Origin of the sequence: Aquella oligotrophica (assembly GCF_002892535.1) — a bacterium.
Classification (GTDB): domain Bacteria; phylum Pseudomonadota; class Gammaproteobacteria; order Burkholderiales; family UBA11063; genus Aquella; species Aquella oligotrophica.
On record NZ_CP024847.1, the window covers coordinates 499219 to 514422 of the forward strand.

Consider the following 15204-nt stretch of genomic DNA (forward strand, 5'->3'; position numbering starts at 1 on the left):
AGATAAGGAATACGAATGAGAATTTTACATACGATGTTGCGTGTTGGTAATCTGGATAAGAGTATTGATTTTTACACTAAAGCTTTCGGGATGAAGTTACTTCGCCGGAATGATTATCCGGAAGGTAAGTTTACCCTTGCTTTTATCGGTTATGGCAATGAAAAAGAAAATACAGTGATTGAGCTAACTCATAATTGGGATACTGATTCCTATGATTTAGGAACTGGCTTTGGGCATATTGCTCTAGGTACTGATGATATTTATCAAGCGTGTGAAGTTGCCAAATTAAATGGTGGGGTGGTTACGCGTGAACCAGGGCCAATGAAGCATGGTACTACTGTAATAGCATTTGTCGCTGATCCTGATGGATATAAGATAGAATTGATCCAGCAATAGTTAAGCTCTTTTTTTGAGTATTCTCTTTTAAATGCCTCTTTTTATGAGGCATTTTTTCATTTTTAGCACGCAAATTTCCCTAAAAGATGTATTTTTTCTCATGCAAAATTAAGTTTTTTTTTAGGTTTTTATAGTTTATGTTGTTTTTATGTTTTATTTATTGCTTATTTTGCAATTATTTTTATTGCTTATATTTGGTAAATTATTAAAAATGTTGCAAAATGCATCTATGTTTATTGTGGCTTGATTGTTTAATGTATTGATTTGTTTTTTATAAATTTCAAAAATAAGAGGGTTATCTATAATTGTGCATTGCAGTATTATTTTTGTATCAAAATGTACCAACTAAATCCGAGATTTGCTATAAAATAGGAGCTGGTTTTAATATTTTTTTACAGGGTATGTGAAATGAAAATCCTAGCGACTAACGTATATGTTGGGCCAAATATTTATGCAAATTTTCCGGTAATTCGTCATGTGGTTGATATAGGTGTTTTGGAAAAATATCCGTCTGTCAAGCTAGGGCAAAGTTTTATTGAGAAGTTGATTGCTGCAGTTCCTTCATTGCAGGAACATCACTGTTCACACGGTGAAGAGGGTGGTTTTATTCGTAGGCTTAGAGAAGATGAAGGTACTTGGATTGGTCATATCTGGGAGCATGTAACTCTTGAGATTCAAACTTTGGCAGGTACGCCGGTTAGCTTTGGTCGTACACGCACCACAGGTAAAGATGGTGAATATAATTTAGTATTTGAATATAAACAAGAAGATGTTGGTATTCGCGCTTGCGAACTGGCTCGTGACTTGTTGATTTCAATTATGCCTGATGAAATTAAAGCTCAGGTTGAGCATAAAGTTGCAGAAGACTTTGATTTTGAAGCGGAAAAAGTACGCTTTATCCGTTTTGCGCAAAAAATGAATTTTGGTCCAAGTACCCAGTCAATTATTGACGCGGCAGTTGAACGTAATATTCCTTATTTGCGTTTAAATGAAGCTTCTTTGGTGCAACTTGGTTATGGTAAATATCAAAAACGTATTCAAGCAACAATTACCAGTGAAACACGCCATATTGCACTAGAGTTAGCATGTAATAAAGGTGCTTGTGCTAATTTATTAGATAGCCTTGGTTTACCAGTGCCACGTCAGAAAATTGTTACTTCGGCGCGTGAAGCTGTGCGTGCTGCCAACGCAATTGGTTTTCCGGTAGTGGTTAAGCCGCTTGATGGTAATCATGGTCGTGCGATTTCAATCAATTTGACTACTGATGAGCAAATTGTTGAAGCATTTACCGTTGCAGCAGAAGTGTCACGTCAGGTAATTGTAGAATCATTCATCCAGGGTGAAGATCACCGTATGCTAGTGGTTGATGGTAAACTGGTTGCAGTTGCCAAACGTGTACCTGGACATGTAATCGGTGATGGCAAAAAGACTATTGCTGAATTAGTAGATATAGTTAATCAGGATCCACGCCGTGGAGTTGGACACGAAAAAGTTTTGACAAAACTATTCCTTGATTATCAAGCAATCCAAATGTTAGATAAAAAAGGTTACACTGCAGAAACAGTATTGGCAGATGGCGAAGTATGTTATTTACGTGCAACAGCAAATCTATCAACTGGCGGTACTGCAATTGATCTGACAGATCAAGTACATCCTGATAATAAAGAAATGGCTGAGCGCGCAGTTCGTGCAATTGGTCTTGATGTTGGTGGTGTTGACTTCTTAATCACTGATATTAGTAAATCATACCATGAAATCGGTGGTGGAATTTGTGAGGTGAATGCAGCTCCAGGTTTCCGTATGCACGTTGCGCCAACTGAAGGCAAACCACGTGATGTAGCTGGTGCAGTAATGGAAATGCTATTCCCTGAGCCAGAAAAGGCACGTATTCCAACAGTTGCGATTACTGGTACTAATGGTAAAACTACGACTTCTCGGATGGTTGCGCATTTATGGAAACAAGCTGGTAAAGTAGTGGGCTTAACTACAACTGATGGTATTTACATCAATGGTAAATTGACAGTTAAGGGTGATACAACTGGTCCCGTATCTGCACAAATGGTATTGCAAGATCCAAATACTGAAATCGCGGTACTTGAAACAGCTCGTGGTGGTTTGATTCGTAGTGGTCTTGGTTATGAGTTTTGTGATGTTGGTGCGTGTTTGAATGTATCTGCTGATCATATTGATATCAAAGCAGGTAATAGCTTAGCTGAATTAGCTAAAGTTAAACGTATTGTAACTGATGCAGCTCGTAAGACAGCGGTATTAAATGCCGATGATATTGAATGTTTGAAAATGGCGGCTTCGACTGAAGCTGAGCATATTTTCTATGTAACAATGAATCCTCAACATCAGTTAGTACGTGAGCATATCCGTCTTGGTGGTAAGGCAGTTATTATTGAAAAAGGTGTTAATGGTGACATGATTACTATTTTTGATAATGGTGTACATGTACCAGTGTTATGGACACATTTGATTCCTGCTACACTTGAAGGTAAAGCTATTCATAACGTACAGAATGCAATGTTTGCTATTGCAATTTCATACAGTATGGGTATGAGTCTTGATGATTTACGTAATGGTATGCGTACCTTTGTTAATAGCTATCATCAGACACCAGGTCGTATGAATTTCTATGATGAGCATCCATTTAAAGTATTATTAGATTACGGTCATAATCCGGCTGCAATCAATATGATCTGTAAGTTTGTTGACCAAATGAATGTACCTGGTAAAAAAGTTGCAGTAATTACGTTCCCGGGTGATCGTACTAATGAATTGATTGAGGAAAGTGTTAAGTTATTACCTGCTCACTTTACACACTATGTGCTTAAACAGGATGATAACCGTCGTGGTCGTAAAGATGGTGAAATACCTGGGTTAATCAAGGAATTACTAGTAAAATACGGTGCCAAGTCTGAAAATATCCAGATTATTCACGATGAAACTGAAGCGGTGAATACAGCTTTAAGTAATGCTCGCGAAGGTGATTTTGTAGTGGTATTTGCTGATAAAGTAAATCGTTGCTGGAAACAGATTACTTCCTTCAAATCTGAAAGTAACACACGAGTTAAAGAAGTTGAGATGCGTGCAGAAGATCATTTACTAGATAAAGTAGAACTTGATCTGGTATCTGATGCAATTAGTAACGCAACTATCCGTTCTGATAGTCGTGGTGTAATAATTGAAGTTGAAGAAGAGCTTAACGACTAAGGAAATTAGCATGTTTCAAAAAGATGCACAAGCGATTCGGGTGCTAGCTGGTGCAAATGTGTTCTTCAAAGATGTGGGGGCGATCATGGAGATCGTTACCCGCGATGAGCAGAAGGCTGCATTTGTTACTGCATACGAAACTGAGTTGCGTAAAGTTCTTGATGCTTTGGGTTGGGACGATGTCCCAATCTATAAGCGTGTGTACAGTAAAGGATTTATCTTTGCAATCCCTACTGAATATGATTATACTTATGCTGGATGTAAAATATTAGGCATAACGTTGGATATGGTGACAGCCGTATTTGATGGTCTTGAAATACCTGATTTTAATGAAGAAGTTAGTTATTTAGAGTATGTCTTATCTCGCGAACGCTATATTACTGTGCGGAATATCTATCAAGAGGCAAGAGAACGTTCTTTAAATGTCTTTATTGACGAGGGAACTATCAGTATTGGTAGCGGCAAGGGCGCGTTTATTGCTAAGCTTGATGATATTGGTTTTGGTGATGTGCCGTGGGATAAAATCTATGAAGTGCCTAGTGTCATGGTAACTGGTACTAATGGCAAAACCACTACTGTCCGTTTAACCAGTTTTATAAATAAGCATGCTGGTAAAGTTGTTGGTTATTGTTCAACTGACTGGGTGATGGTAGATGGTCAAATCGTTAGTGAGGGGGATCTTTCTGGCCCACGAGGTAACCAGACTGTTCTTACTGATCCAAGGGTAGAAGTTGCGGTGCTTGAGGTTGCCCGTGGGGGACTCATTAAGCGTGGGATTGTTACCTCAAGCGTTAATGGTGCTGCAGTAATGAATGTTGGCGCTGATCATCTTGGTGTGAATGGAATTGATACGGTCGAAGATTTAGCTGAAGCTAAGTTTTTGGTTCATGATGGTGTAAAACCAGGTGGACATAGTATTATTAATTTGGATGATTCCCTGACCCATCAGTTTATGCTGAAGATAGATAATCTTAAAGCTTATGTTAGCCAAAAACTACCCGAAGCTGAGATTCTTTCTTATCTAAAAGATGGCGATTATGCGTGTTATGTTGATAATGATGCTTTTTATGTGCATCGTGATGGACAAAAACATTTTATTGCTAATATCAATGATGTTGATTTAACCTACAAAGGTTTGGCAAAGCATAATATTGAAAATGTATTAGTTGCGATTTGTCTAAGTCTTGAGCTTGGGCGTACCTATCAGGAAATTCATGATGGTTTAGTGGCTTTTGTTAATGATGAAAATAATCAAGGGCGGTTTAATTTCTTTGAAATTAATAATAGCCGTTTTATTGTTGATTATGGTCATAATCATGCTGCGGTGGCAACTATTTTCAAGTTCGCAAGACAGATTGCTGGCCCTGAAACAAAGTTGACCGCATTGCTTGGCTTCTCTGGTGATCGTAAATTTATGATTAAAGACATTGCAAAGAGTGTAATTGAGCATAAAATTGACAATATCATCATCAAACAGTTCCATAATTATGCTCGTGGAGCAGAACGTGGTGAACTTGCAGAGATGCTTAAAAAAAGTTTGATCAAGAATGGTTTTGATGAGAATAACATTATTGCTACAGTTGATACTGAGATTGAAGCTGCAGAAATTGCACTCGCTAAAAGTAATGAAGATCAAATTTTTATTATGTTGTGTCAGGAAGATATCCCCGGAGTTATTGCCAAATTGAAGAGTGTTAATGTTGCATCTTAGATGCATAAATGTAAGAACTTTCTGGTAAAATTTGGTAGAATAATGGATTAAGTATCTTTTTTATGGCTGTACAAAGTTTTTTTGCTACAGCCATTGAGTTATAATGGCTTATTAGTTATTAACTATTTTATGTTCATGAGCTAAAGGAAATAAATGAGTATGGAACATAAGCCGCAGCGTGGCTTTATTATACCTATTGGTGGGCGCGAAGAAAAAGAAGTTAATCCTCGGGTGTTAGAAAGGTTTGTTGAATTAAGTGGCGGCAAAGATGCAGTTATTTCGATAATTCCTACAGCATCAAACCTGGAAGATACAGGTGATCGCTATGTTGAAATTTTTGCCCGTTTAGGGGTTACTAAGATATATAACAATAATATTGTTAATCGTCAGGATGCAAATAACGAGATATTCGTAAAGCAGTTGACTGAATCTACCGGAATTTTTATGACCGGTGGTAACCAGCTACTGTTATCTACGGTACTGGGTGGAACTACTGTTGCACGAATGATTCGTAAGCGTAATGCTGAAGGAGTTCCTGTTGCTGGAACATCTGCTGGGGCAGCATTCATTCCAGAACATATGATTGCTTCAGGTGATTCTGGTTTGATTCCGCGCGTTGGTGGTGTTACGATTGCTCCAGGGCTAGGGCTAACCAATAAGGTGATGATTGACCAGCATTTTTCACAGCGTAACCGTTTGGGAAGATTGTTGACGGCATTATCATATAATCCTTACAAAACTGGGATTGGTGTTGATGAAGACACCGCTGCAATTATCGGTCCTGATGGCGATATTGAAGCAGTAGGTAGTGGAGCCTTAACAATCGTTGATATGTCAAAGGTCGAATATTCATCTGTTGCAAGTACTGCACCAGGGGATGCGATAAGTCTGGTTGGTGTTAAGATTCATACATTGCTGGACGGTGATCGTTATGATCCCAAAATGCACGAAGTTATTCATAAAAAGCAAAGTGTATGAAACGAATAGTTATTCATGGTGGCTGTGGTGCGCGGGAAGCACCCAGTACGCCGTTTGTTGAATATCATGACCATTTGCTTCCTATTTTAAAGGAAGCTTATTCATTTCTTGATTCTAATGATGATGCTGTTGCCACGGCCTTATTGGCAGCAAAGATGCTTGAAGACGATCCAATTTTCAATGCTGGTACAGGTTCAAGAGTTCAGCAGGATGGACAGATAAGAATGTCCGCATCTTTTATGGATAGTATTAATAACAAGTTTTCTGCGGCTATTAATATTCAGAATGTTCGTTATCCATCAGTGGTAGCCTATGAGTTACAAAAGCAGCATCATAGTATTCTTGCTGCAGAACATGCGACTAATCATGCTTATCAGAAGCTAAAAATGATGCCGTATAATCCAATGACGCAGAAACGTTGGGATGAATATCTTGATCTGAAGAAAGGTCTTACTGGTACAATTGGAGTGGTTGTGCTAGATGATAAGGGGCGGCTGTGTGCTATTACTTCTACTGGTGGAGCCGGATTTGAAGTTCCAGGGCGTGTTGGCGACAGTCCGACAGTAGCTGGCAATTTTGCTTCTTCAGCAATGGGGATTTCGTGTACCGGAATTGGTGAGCAAATCGTGAATAAAGCTGTAGCGGCAAAAGTTCACACCCGTGTCAAAGATGGTATGTCCTTAGCTGAAGCAGTGAAGCGTTCTATTGCCGAAAGTGATGCTGATGGTGATTATGTTGGTTTAATCGCTATAGATAAAGATGGTTATGTCGAAACTGGAACTACTAGTGTTGCGCAAACCCTTTATGCTTATTATGACGGTACCGAATTCAGGACGTTTTATGATAATATGTGATTAAAGTAAAAAGCACCATTGGGTGCTTTTTACTATTGTAGAATCTTTTGTTGGCTAATTTTTTTAGCATAGTTCTGAATTATTTCATTATCGTAAAGATCAATACTCGATTCAATCGTATTTATAAATATTTCTTCATGTGATCCGGATACTTCCATATACTCTACACTATGCCTTGTTCCATGCGCAGATAACGGGATTTCTCTAGCAAGCTGATTGTAATTAGGGAGGCTATTAGGATAAATATGAATAATAATAAGTTGGTCGTTACTATCAAATTGAGCAATTGCATACTTTACTTGATAGTGATAAAAATCAGGGTAGGTGTTTTTATTGTTGCTACATACAGTATAGATTTTATTTGAATTACATTGGTCATAGCCAATTAACTTAGCTTTTTCTAACGGCATAGTTAGTGCTAATCCATCATAATTTATAGCATAATGGGCTGGTTCTTTTTGTTGAGATCTGTGAATATAATCTATTTGATCAATCAGCCTCTGTGGACCTTGAGCGCTTAATTCCCAGCTATTGTCATCTGCTAGAAATGTTTTATAAATGGCAGAAGTTGCCATAATTATGATTATAAATGAAATGGTTTTAGCTAAAAAAAGTAATGGTTTTGAGTGTTTATTCTTAAATATGTCCAGAGTGCCTGCAGCTTCTGCATTTGGATTAATGTCACTTAGAATTTCAACTGCCAATAAATTATTATAACGATTAATCTGATAAGGTAATACTACCAGATCTAGAGCTGATAATAGGGTGGGAATAAGAGTCCAGCAAAAAATCAAGTAGCATATTCCGCTACCTGTTTTTCGCATATAAAACTTATGTCCACCAATAAAGCCAGTAAAACAGCATAACAAAATCGCGATTCCCAAGCTCTTTTTGTACTTGTTATAGCGTTCGGTAAATAGTAGTAATTGACTTGTAGTTAGCTGTTGTTCCATTGCTTACCTATTTATAGTGGTATTACAGCAATTGCTTCAACTTCAACAAGGACATCTCTTGGCAGTCTTGCAACTTCAACACATGAGCGAGCTGGAAAGCTGCGGTCAAAGAAGCGACTATAAACTTCATTAAAGCCTGCAAAGTTATTCATGTCTGAAAGAAAGCAGGTCGTCTTAATTACTCGGTTTAAATCGGTACCTGAATGAATTAGAATAGCTTCAAGATTTTTCATGACTTGTTCAGTTTGCGCTTTAATCTCTTCGCCAATAAGAATCCCATTTTTGTCTAGCGGTATCTGCCCAGAAGTATAAACGAGATTTCCTAATTGGACTGCTTGTACATATGGTCCAATGGCTTGTGGTGCATTTGGTGTGTTAATTGCTTTCAAAGTTGCCTCCTTAAATTATTCCCAAATAAAGCTAGTAAAATTTGCTATAAAAAGAAACAGATTATATCATTTTGCTGTGAATTATTTTGTCATTATATATTCTTATCTAGATTTTGTAGTGCGGTAATTAACCTTTGTGTATGTAGATTCGCTCTATCCTCAACTTCTTCCTTTATGTTGTAAACTCCGGGAATATATATCATTCTGTGAGTAAAAATAGGTGGAAGATAATTCATTTGGCATAAGTATGCTGTTTGTTCAAATGGTTTTATCAGATCATGCACAGAGAAGTGATTGTAACCCAAAGGGGTATATGATTCTACTGGACCTCCCACCGTAAAAGATAAAATCAAGTTTTTACCCTTTAGCTTATCTCCGTCTGGACCATAGGCAAAATTAAATGTGAGCACCTGATCAATCCAGTTCTTGAGAGATGCTGGGCATGAATACCAGTAAAAAGGAAATTGAAGTATTATATTATCTGCATTAATTAGTTCCTGTTGTTCTGCATCGACATTTATTTTGTATGAATCATATAATGCATCTAAGTGACGTATCTTAAAATTCAGATTACTAGTTCTAAGATTTTCAATAATTTTGCTATTTGCAGTGGAACTAGCAAGGTTGGGGTGAGCAAATATAATCAGATTATTCATAATTTAGTCCATACCATTATAAAAATTAATCAATTAATTGTAAAACTTCGCGTATAATAATTGCCATATTTTTTATCTTATAAATTTACGCTTAAAAAGGTTTAAAGTGCCACATTTAATACTAGAGTGTTCGGATAATATTATTGAGGAAAACCGTCAGCTCTTAAATATTTTACATGATTGTCAGCAAATGCTGGTAGAAAATTTGCCTACGAGTTTGGAGTCGTGTAAAAGTAGAGTGGTCAGACATCAAGATTATCTTCTTGGTAACGGGGAAGTTAAAAATGCTTTTATTCACCTTGAGGTTAGAGTCTTGAAGGGGCGAAGTGAAGAATTATTAAAGCGGCTAGCCGAAGAGTTGAAAACTTGTATTTCAGCACGGTTATTAAAGTCGCTAGGTAATGATTTAAACCTTAAATTAAGTGTTGAAGTTGTAGAGCTAAGTGGTATTTATGTTAATTAAATTTTTATAGGGTTAGGCTTTAGAGTGAGAAAAATATTTTTGGGTATAACTATGTTAATGGTTCTGGTTAATCATATTTATGCAAAGGATATTTTAACGGAAAGCGCAGTAGCAACTGTAGTGGCTATCAAAAATTTTGATCCGGCTACAATTTCGGGTAAGTGGTATGAAATCTCTAGGTTACCTACTTATTTTGCTAGACATTGTCAGGCGCCAATAATTACCCAGATTCAGGCTGAGAGTGGCGAAATGGAGCTTACTAATAGCTGTGCAACTGTTTCAGGTGATAAAGAAGCCTTTAATGCCCTTGTTTACCTGACAAAAGAAAACTATGCTGGAGATGGTAGGCTTGTGGCTACCTCAATGCCTGGCTGGTTACGCTGGACGCATCTTGGGCGTAATGACTATTGGATTCTCTATCTTGATAAAGATTATTTTCTGGCTGGAACACCAGATTATAAGTACCTATGGTTATTTGCAAAAGTTGAATCCCCACCACTAAAAGATATTCAGCGGATTTTAGCTATAGCTAAAAATCAGGGGTTTAATTTGGATCAGATTATCTTTAATTATCCATCATATTATGTTGAATAATTGAGTTTTTATTGTTTAGCATGGGATGGGGATAATTATATTGAGGGTAAATAGTTTTATGCTATAATACCAGTTTAATTTAAGTATTTGTTATTTTAAGGAAATTTAGATGTCAGTTGAAGTGGTTAGCACTTTGGAGCGTAAAGTCAGTTTTAATGTAAATAAGACGCTTGTGAATAATGAAGTTGCAAATGAATTGAAGAAATATGCAAAACAGGCTAAAGTTCAAGGATTTCGTCCAGGTAAAGCACCTAAACATATAGTTGAACAGATGTATGGTGGTAAGGCTTATGAAGATGCATTAAATGCACAGATTAATAAACAATTTGTTGATCAGCTGGTTGAGAATAAATTAAATATTGTTGGTTATCCTAAATTTGATCTTACTTCAAGTGAAGGTGAAGAGTTTATTTTTGCTGCTACATTTGAAGTGATGCCAGAAGTTGCTTTGGGTAATCTTGCGGATAAAGAAGTTGAGAAACCAGTATGTAATTTGACAGATGCAGATGTTGCTACAACAATTGATATTTTGCGTAAACAGCGTGCTACTCATGTAGATAGCGATGCGGCTGCTTCTACTGGAGATAAAGTTACGATTGACTTCTTAGGAAAAGTTGATGGTGAAGAATTTGAAGGTGGTAAAGCTGAAGATTATCCTTTTGTCTTAGGTCAAGGGTGGATGTTGCCTGACTTTGAGGCTGGAATAGAGGGTATGAAAGCTGGTGAGAGTAAGGATGTAAATGTTAACTTCCCTGAAACTTATCATGCTGAAAATCTAAAGGGTAAAACCGCAGTATTCACTATTACTGTTAAATTGGTTGCAAAACAGGAATTACCTGAGCTAACACCAGAATTTATCAAAACTCTTGGTGTAGAAGATGGAACGGAAGAAAGCCTACGTAGCGAGATTAAAGAAAATCTGGAACGTGAAGTTGAGCGCCGTCTAAGAATCAAGTCACGTGATAATGCTCTTCAAGCTTTAGCTGAAGTTTCTCCTCTTGAAGTACCGGGTGCTTTGGTTCATGAAGAAATTCATAATATGATGAAAAATGCTGAAGAAAATATGAAACGTCAGGGATATAAACCTGATCAGATGAAGTTTACTCATGAAATGTTTGAAAATGATGCTAAAAAAATGGTTACGCTTCGCTTATTGGTTCAGGAGTTCATTAAAGAGAATTCAATAACTGCGACAGATGATGAAGTCAAAAAAGTTATTGAAGAAATGGCTACCATGTATGAAGATCCAGCTGATTATGTTAGCTGGTACTATCAGGATAATCAGCGTGTTAATAATGCGCGTGCAATGGCGATTGAACAAAAAGTAACTGATACAATTTACGCTAAAGCTAAGGCTAAAGATGTTACGTTGAGTTATGAAGACATTATGAAGATGCAGGTTCAATATTAATAGATTACCCAAGATTTACTCTTGGGTTTTATTTTATTATTTTATATTATTTTGGGGAGCCATCGGTGATTAAACATCTGGTCTTACTGGCATTTTCGCCAATGATTGATGAATCTAAGATTAAAAAAAGTATTGAGAAGTTGGGAGCATTAAAAAATAAAGAAGTTCCCGAGATTTTGTCTTTTAGCTATGGTAAAAATTGTAGCCCTGAATCGCTGGATCAGGGTTTTAATTATGCCTTTATTATGGAATTTGCAAGCGAAAAAACCAGAGATATTTATCTTAAAAATGAAGCTCACAAAGCAATTGCTCAAAATGATATTCTTCCACTGCTGGTTAATGGAATTCAGTCGGCGATTGTGCTTGATTATAAATGTTAGATAAATCTAAATGCTACATCAAAAGATAATAATTGCAGGCGGTGGTCCTGTTGGGCTTACATTAGCACTTTATCTTGCTAAACAGAATAAAAAAGTGATGGTAGTTGATCAGAAATTTGATTATCATCAGGATGGTCGGGTTCTTGCGCTTTCTTATGCTAGTATGCAGGTTCTGGCGCGAGTAAATGGTTGGTTGTCTGCTAGAGTAAGCCCGATTCGCTGTGTCCAAATATCCCATGCTGGTCTTGGTATTAGTAATATTAGAGCGGAGTCGGTTGGTTTACCTGAGCTTGGTTATACTATTGCTTATTCTGATTTATGCGAGCATCTATTAAATCAGGTTAAATCTTATCCCAATATTCAGTTATTAAATGCTACAATTAATAATGTTAATGACTCTTCCGGTTATGCAGTTGTAAATTGCACTGATTTGACAGGTAATTCATTAACTTATACCAGTGAGTTATTGATTATGGCAGAAGGTGGGAAATTGCTAGCCGCTGATAAAAAAAGAATTGAGCATGATTATCAGCAAAAGGCTGTGATTGCAAAAATAAAGCTTAAAGCTCCAGTCGGTGATGGAGCTTTTGAGCGCTTTACTGGAATTGGTCCTTTAGTCTTATTACCTCACGATAGTTATTATGTGGTGGTTTGGGCACTTGATAATGAACTTGTTGAGAAGGTGCTAATTGATAATGATCTATTCATAAAGATGCTTGATGAGCATTATACCAGTCGTTTAGGCGGGGCATCGTTATCCGGAAGTATATCTTCGTTTCCATTAAAATTAACTCAGGCACAAACAAGGCTAAAAAAACGCTTGATTCTGCTTGGTAATTCAGCACAGACTGTTCATCCAATATCAGCACAGGGCTTAAATCTGGGTTTACGTGATGTAGCAACTCTTGCTCATTTGCTTGAAGCTAGCCAGGAAATTGATTTTGATCGGATAGCGCGGTTTGATGAGTTTAGGTCAAATGATGCTAATAGTGTAATTGGGTTTACCCATTTTCTGGCAAGCTTTGTTGAGAAGCCTGGACAATTATTTCAGCATTTACGTGGAGCTGGAATAATTGGGTTAAGTAATCTTCCATTTATTCAGAACAAAATTGCAAAGAGATTAATCTATGGCAGTAAATAAAGAATTTGATATTATTATTATTGGTGGAGGACTCGTTGGAAGTGCTTTTGCTGCTGATGTTTTAAGTCATAGTCCAAATACCAAAATTCTTATCATTGAGGCTAAAAAACCTGAATTTATTGAGAATCCTCCATTAGACAGTAAAATTTACGCAGTATCGCCCAAAAATTTTGAGCAGTTCACAAAGATTGGCGTTTTTCCTGATTTGTCACGAGTTGGCAAAATAGAAAAAATGAATGTATTTGGCAATGCCAATGGCGCAATCGATTTTGATTCTGGTAATGCTTATGATGGATATCTTGCAAGACTGGTTGAATATGGTAATTTACAGAAAGCTATATTAGACAAGCTGGAAGAATATCCTAATTTGGAAATGTGTTATGGGCAAATTGCTACGATAGACAATCAGATCTCAGAAGTTCGTGTAGTGATGGCGGATAAGAGTGTTTATACCGGAAGCTTACTGGTCGCGGCGGATGGTGGTAATTCATTTGTCAGGAAAGTAGTAGGCTTTAATAGTCAGCAGATTGACTATGAACAATCAGGTGTAGTTGCGAATTTCAATTGTGAAAAAGATCATGCTAATACTGCCTATCAATGGTTCCTAGGTGATAGTATTCTTGCCTTTCTACCTCTACCGGATAAAAAAATCTCAATTGTCTGGTCAACATCTAATCCTGAATTACTTCTAGACTTATCTTATGATGGTTTTGTCCGTGCAGTGGAAGAGGCTTCACAAAATAAACTTGGTAAGCTAGAGTTAATTACTAAACCTCAAGCGTTTCCGCTAAAACTTAACTTGATCGAGAAGTGTTATAAAGATAGAGTAATTTTGATTGGTGATGCCTTTCATACTATCCATCCTCTTGCTGGGCAGGGGTTAATCTTGGTTTTGGTGATGCATGGCAATTATCGGCACTAATCTCGCGAGTAGGTGTTTTACAATTATCACAAGCTAATTTGGCGCGATATAATTATGATCGCTTGTTTGAAGTCCGAAAAATGCAGTTAACTTGTCATTCGTTACAACGCTTATTTAATAATCGTTCGTTAGCAGCAAGCTATCTTAGAAATCTTGGTTTAAATCTGGTTAACTCGATCAAACCATTGAAAAAAATATTGATTAATAATGCGATAAATTATTAGATTTTTTATGCTACTGCTGCTATAATACAACACTTGAATTGAAATATTATTTTGTCACAGAAAGAAATACATGAAGAAAATATTGGTTGGTTTAATGTTAATTGCTGGTTTAGCAGCATGTAATAACAATGGTGGGGGAAGCAACTCTGTATCTCCAGATAAAATCAAGGCTGATTTAGTTAAGCAGGTTCCTGGTTTAACTCAGGTGGATCAAGTAAACCCAACAAAAATTAGCGGTTTATATGAAGTTGTAGTTGGGCGTAAAATTTTTTATGTATCAACAGATGGTAAATTTGCGGTGTTTGGTAATATTGTTGATTTAGCAACTAAGCAAAGTGTAACAGAGCAAAGAATGCAGGATTTGGCTAAAGTTGATTTCAGCAAGTTACCTCTTGATTTGGCAATTAAACAGGTAAATGGTGATGGTAGTCGTAAGATTGCAGTATTTACTGATCCTGATTGTCCTTACTGTAAAATGTTTGAGAAACAAGTTGTGCCACAACTTCAGAATGTAACGGTTTATAGCTTCTTGTTCCCATTGCCAATTCACCCAAATGCTGCAACTCATGCTAAGCAGATCTGGTGTAGTAAAGACCGTGCTGCTACTTGGGCTGCATGGATGCAGAAAGATACTGCTTTACCGACAAATACTAGCTGTGATACTTCTGGTTTGGATAAAGTTATGAAAGTTGGTACTGAAGTAGTACAAGTTGATGGTACTCCAACTATCGTGTTATCAACTGGACAAATATTACCGGGTATGGTTCCAGCTGATCAATTAAATGCTAAACTGGATGAAATTTCTGGTAAGGCTCCAGCTGCTGCATCTGCACCTAGTGCTTCAGCGGCAAAATAATTCTTTGTAATTATTGACTGACAGGCTTGTATTATGCAAGCCTGTTTTAATTTCTGGGAT

General features: G+C 37.0%; 16 protein-coding genes. 13 read left to right on the forward strand and 3 right to left on the reverse strand.

Annotated features, from left to right (window positions below):
• Nucleotides 1–15: 15 nt before the first annotated feature.
• From gloA to CUN60_RS02330, 5 genes are all read left to right on the forward strand, one after another.
• Nucleotides 16–396 carry a lactoylglutathione lyase gene (gloA, locus tag CUN60_RS02310; RefSeq protein ID WP_102950482.1) on the forward strand — a complete coding sequence of 127 codons (381 nt, stop codon included), beginning with the start codon at nt 16–18 and terminating at the stop codon, nt 394–396.
• Between the two features lie 408 nt (nt 397–804).
• Nucleotides 805–3612, forward strand: a complete 2808-nt coding sequence (gene cphA / locus CUN60_RS02315) for a cyanophycin synthetase (RefSeq protein WP_102950483.1) — start codon at nt 805–807, stop codon at nt 3610–3612.
• A gap of 10 nt (nt 3613–3622) precedes the next feature.
• Nucleotides 3623–5323 carry a Mur ligase family protein gene (locus CUN60_RS02320; RefSeq protein ID WP_102950484.1) on the forward strand — a complete coding sequence of 567 codons (1701 nt, stop codon included), beginning with the start codon at nt 3623–3625 and terminating at the stop codon, nt 5321–5323.
• 153 nt (nt 5324–5476) lie between these two features.
• Entirely contained in the window at nt 5477–6301 is an 825-nt protein-coding gene (locus CUN60_RS02325) for a cyanophycinase (RefSeq protein ID WP_102950485.1), read from the forward strand.
• A complete protein-coding gene (locus tag CUN60_RS02330) occupies nt 6298–7155 on the forward strand; it encodes an isoaspartyl peptidase/L-asparaginase (RefSeq protein WP_102950486.1) in 858 nt (285 codons plus the stop codon). The genes CUN60_RS02325 and CUN60_RS02330 overlap by 4 nt, the downstream gene beginning before the upstream one ends.
• Nucleotides 7156–7187: 32 nt before the next feature.
• Here the strand turns inward: CUN60_RS02330 and CUN60_RS02335 are convergent, their stop codons facing one another.
• The 3 genes from CUN60_RS02335 to CUN60_RS02345 form a co-directional block, all read right to left on the reverse strand.
• Nucleotides 7188–8108, reverse strand: coding sequence for a TM2 domain-containing protein (locus tag CUN60_RS02335; protein WP_102950487.1), 921 nt, complete (start codon nt 8106–8108; stop codon nt 7188–7190).
• 11 nt (nt 8109–8119) lie between these two features.
• The gene (locus CUN60_RS02340; RefSeq protein WP_102950488.1) at nt 8120–8497 is read right to left on the reverse strand and encodes a RidA family protein; all 378 of its coding nucleotides are present in this window, start codon (nt 8495–8497) and stop codon (nt 8120–8122) included.
• Between the two features lie 92 nt (nt 8498–8589).
• Nucleotides 8590–9153, reverse strand: coding sequence for an NAD(P)H-dependent oxidoreductase (locus tag CUN60_RS02345; protein WP_102950489.1), 564 nt, complete (start codon nt 9151–9153; stop codon nt 8590–8592).
• 106 nt (nt 9154–9259) lie between these two features.
• Between CUN60_RS02345 and CUN60_RS02350 the strand changes: the two genes are divergently transcribed.
• The 8 genes from CUN60_RS02350 (at nt 9260) to CUN60_RS02380 (ending at nt 15144) form a co-directional block, all read left to right on the forward strand.
• The gene (locus tag CUN60_RS02350) at nt 9260–9616 is read left to right on the forward strand and encodes a tautomerase family protein (protein WP_158649255.1); all 357 of its coding nucleotides are present in this window, start codon (nt 9260–9262) and stop codon (nt 9614–9616) included.
• A 24-nt stretch (nt 9617–9640) separates the two neighbouring features.
• Complete coding sequence (locus CUN60_RS02355) at nt 9641–10210, forward strand: lipocalin family protein (RefSeq protein ID WP_158649256.1); 570 nt, start codon at nt 9641–9643, stop codon at nt 10208–10210.
• Nucleotides 10211–10319: 109 nt separating this feature from the next.
• Nucleotides 10320–11621 carry a trigger factor gene (tig, locus tag CUN60_RS02360; RefSeq protein WP_102950492.1) on the forward strand — a complete coding sequence of 434 codons (1302 nt, stop codon included), beginning with the start codon at nt 10320–10322 and terminating at the stop codon, nt 11619–11621.
• A gap of 65 nt (nt 11622–11686) precedes the next feature.
• On the forward strand, nt 11687–12001 hold the full coding sequence (locus CUN60_RS02365) for a Dabb family protein (RefSeq protein WP_102950493.1): 315 nt from the start codon (nt 11687–11689) through the stop codon (nt 11999–12001).
• Between the two features lie 10 nt (nt 12002–12011).
• The gene (locus CUN60_RS02370) at nt 12012–13142 is read left to right on the forward strand and encodes an FAD-dependent monooxygenase (protein ID WP_102950494.1); all 1131 of its coding nucleotides are present in this window, start codon (nt 12012–12014) and stop codon (nt 13140–13142) included.
• Entirely contained in the window at nt 13129–14064 is a 936-nt protein-coding gene (locus CUN60_RS02375; protein ID WP_102950495.1) for an FAD-dependent monooxygenase, read from the forward strand. The genes CUN60_RS02370 and CUN60_RS02375 overlap by 14 nt, the downstream gene beginning before the upstream one ends.
• An 80-nt stretch (nt 14065–14144) precedes the next feature.
• A complete protein-coding gene (locus CUN60_RS12855; protein WP_158649257.1) occupies nt 14145–14288 on the forward strand; it encodes a hypothetical protein in 144 nt (47 codons plus the stop codon).
• 70 nt (nt 14289–14358) lie between these two features.
• Entirely contained in the window at nt 14359–15144 is a 786-nt protein-coding gene (locus CUN60_RS02380; RefSeq protein WP_102950496.1) for a DsbC family protein, read from the forward strand.
• Nucleotides 15145–15204: the final 60 nt, after the last annotated feature.

Excerpts from the sequence above, each read along its gene's own strand:
- gloA (WP_102950482.1), top strand. The coding sequence starts at position 16 with ATGAGAATTTTACATACGATGTTGCGTGTTGGTAATCTGGATAAGAGT.
- cphA (WP_102950483.1), top strand. The coding sequence starts at position 805 with ATGAAAATCCTAGCGACTAACGTATATGTTGGGCCAAATATTTATGCA.
- CUN60_RS02320 (WP_102950484.1), top strand. The coding sequence starts at position 3,623 with ATGTTTCAAAAAGATGCACAAGCGATTCGGGTGCTAGCTGGTGCAAAT.
- CUN60_RS02325 (WP_102950485.1), top strand. The coding sequence starts at position 5,477 with ATGAGTATGGAACATAAGCCGCAGCGTGGCTTTATTATACCTATTGGT.
- CUN60_RS02330 (WP_102950486.1), top strand. The coding sequence starts at position 6,298 with ATGAAACGAATAGTTATTCATGGTGGCTGTGGTGCGCGGGAAGCACCC.
- CUN60_RS02335 (WP_102950487.1), bottom strand. The coding sequence starts at position 8,108 with ATGGAACAACAGCTAACTACAAGTCAATTACTACTATTTACCGAACGC.
- CUN60_RS02345 (WP_102950489.1), bottom strand. The coding sequence starts at position 9,153 with ATGAATAATCTGATTATATTTGCTCACCCCAACCTTGCTAGTTCCACT.
- tig (WP_102950492.1), top strand. The coding sequence starts at position 10,320 with ATGTCAGTTGAAGTGGTTAGCACTTTGGAGCGTAAAGTCAGTTTTAAT.
- CUN60_RS02370 (WP_102950494.1), top strand. The coding sequence starts at position 12,012 with ATGCTACATCAAAAGATAATAATTGCAGGCGGTGGTCCTGTTGGGCTT.
- CUN60_RS02375 (WP_102950495.1), top strand. The coding sequence starts at position 13,129 with ATGGCAGTAAATAAAGAATTTGATATTATTATTATTGGTGGAGGACTC.
- CUN60_RS12855 (WP_158649257.1), top strand. The coding sequence starts at position 14,145 with ATGCAGTTAACTTGTCATTCGTTACAACGCTTATTTAATAATCGTTCG.
- CUN60_RS02380 (WP_102950496.1), top strand. The coding sequence starts at position 14,359 with ATGAAGAAAATATTGGTTGGTTTAATGTTAATTGCTGGTTTAGCAGCA.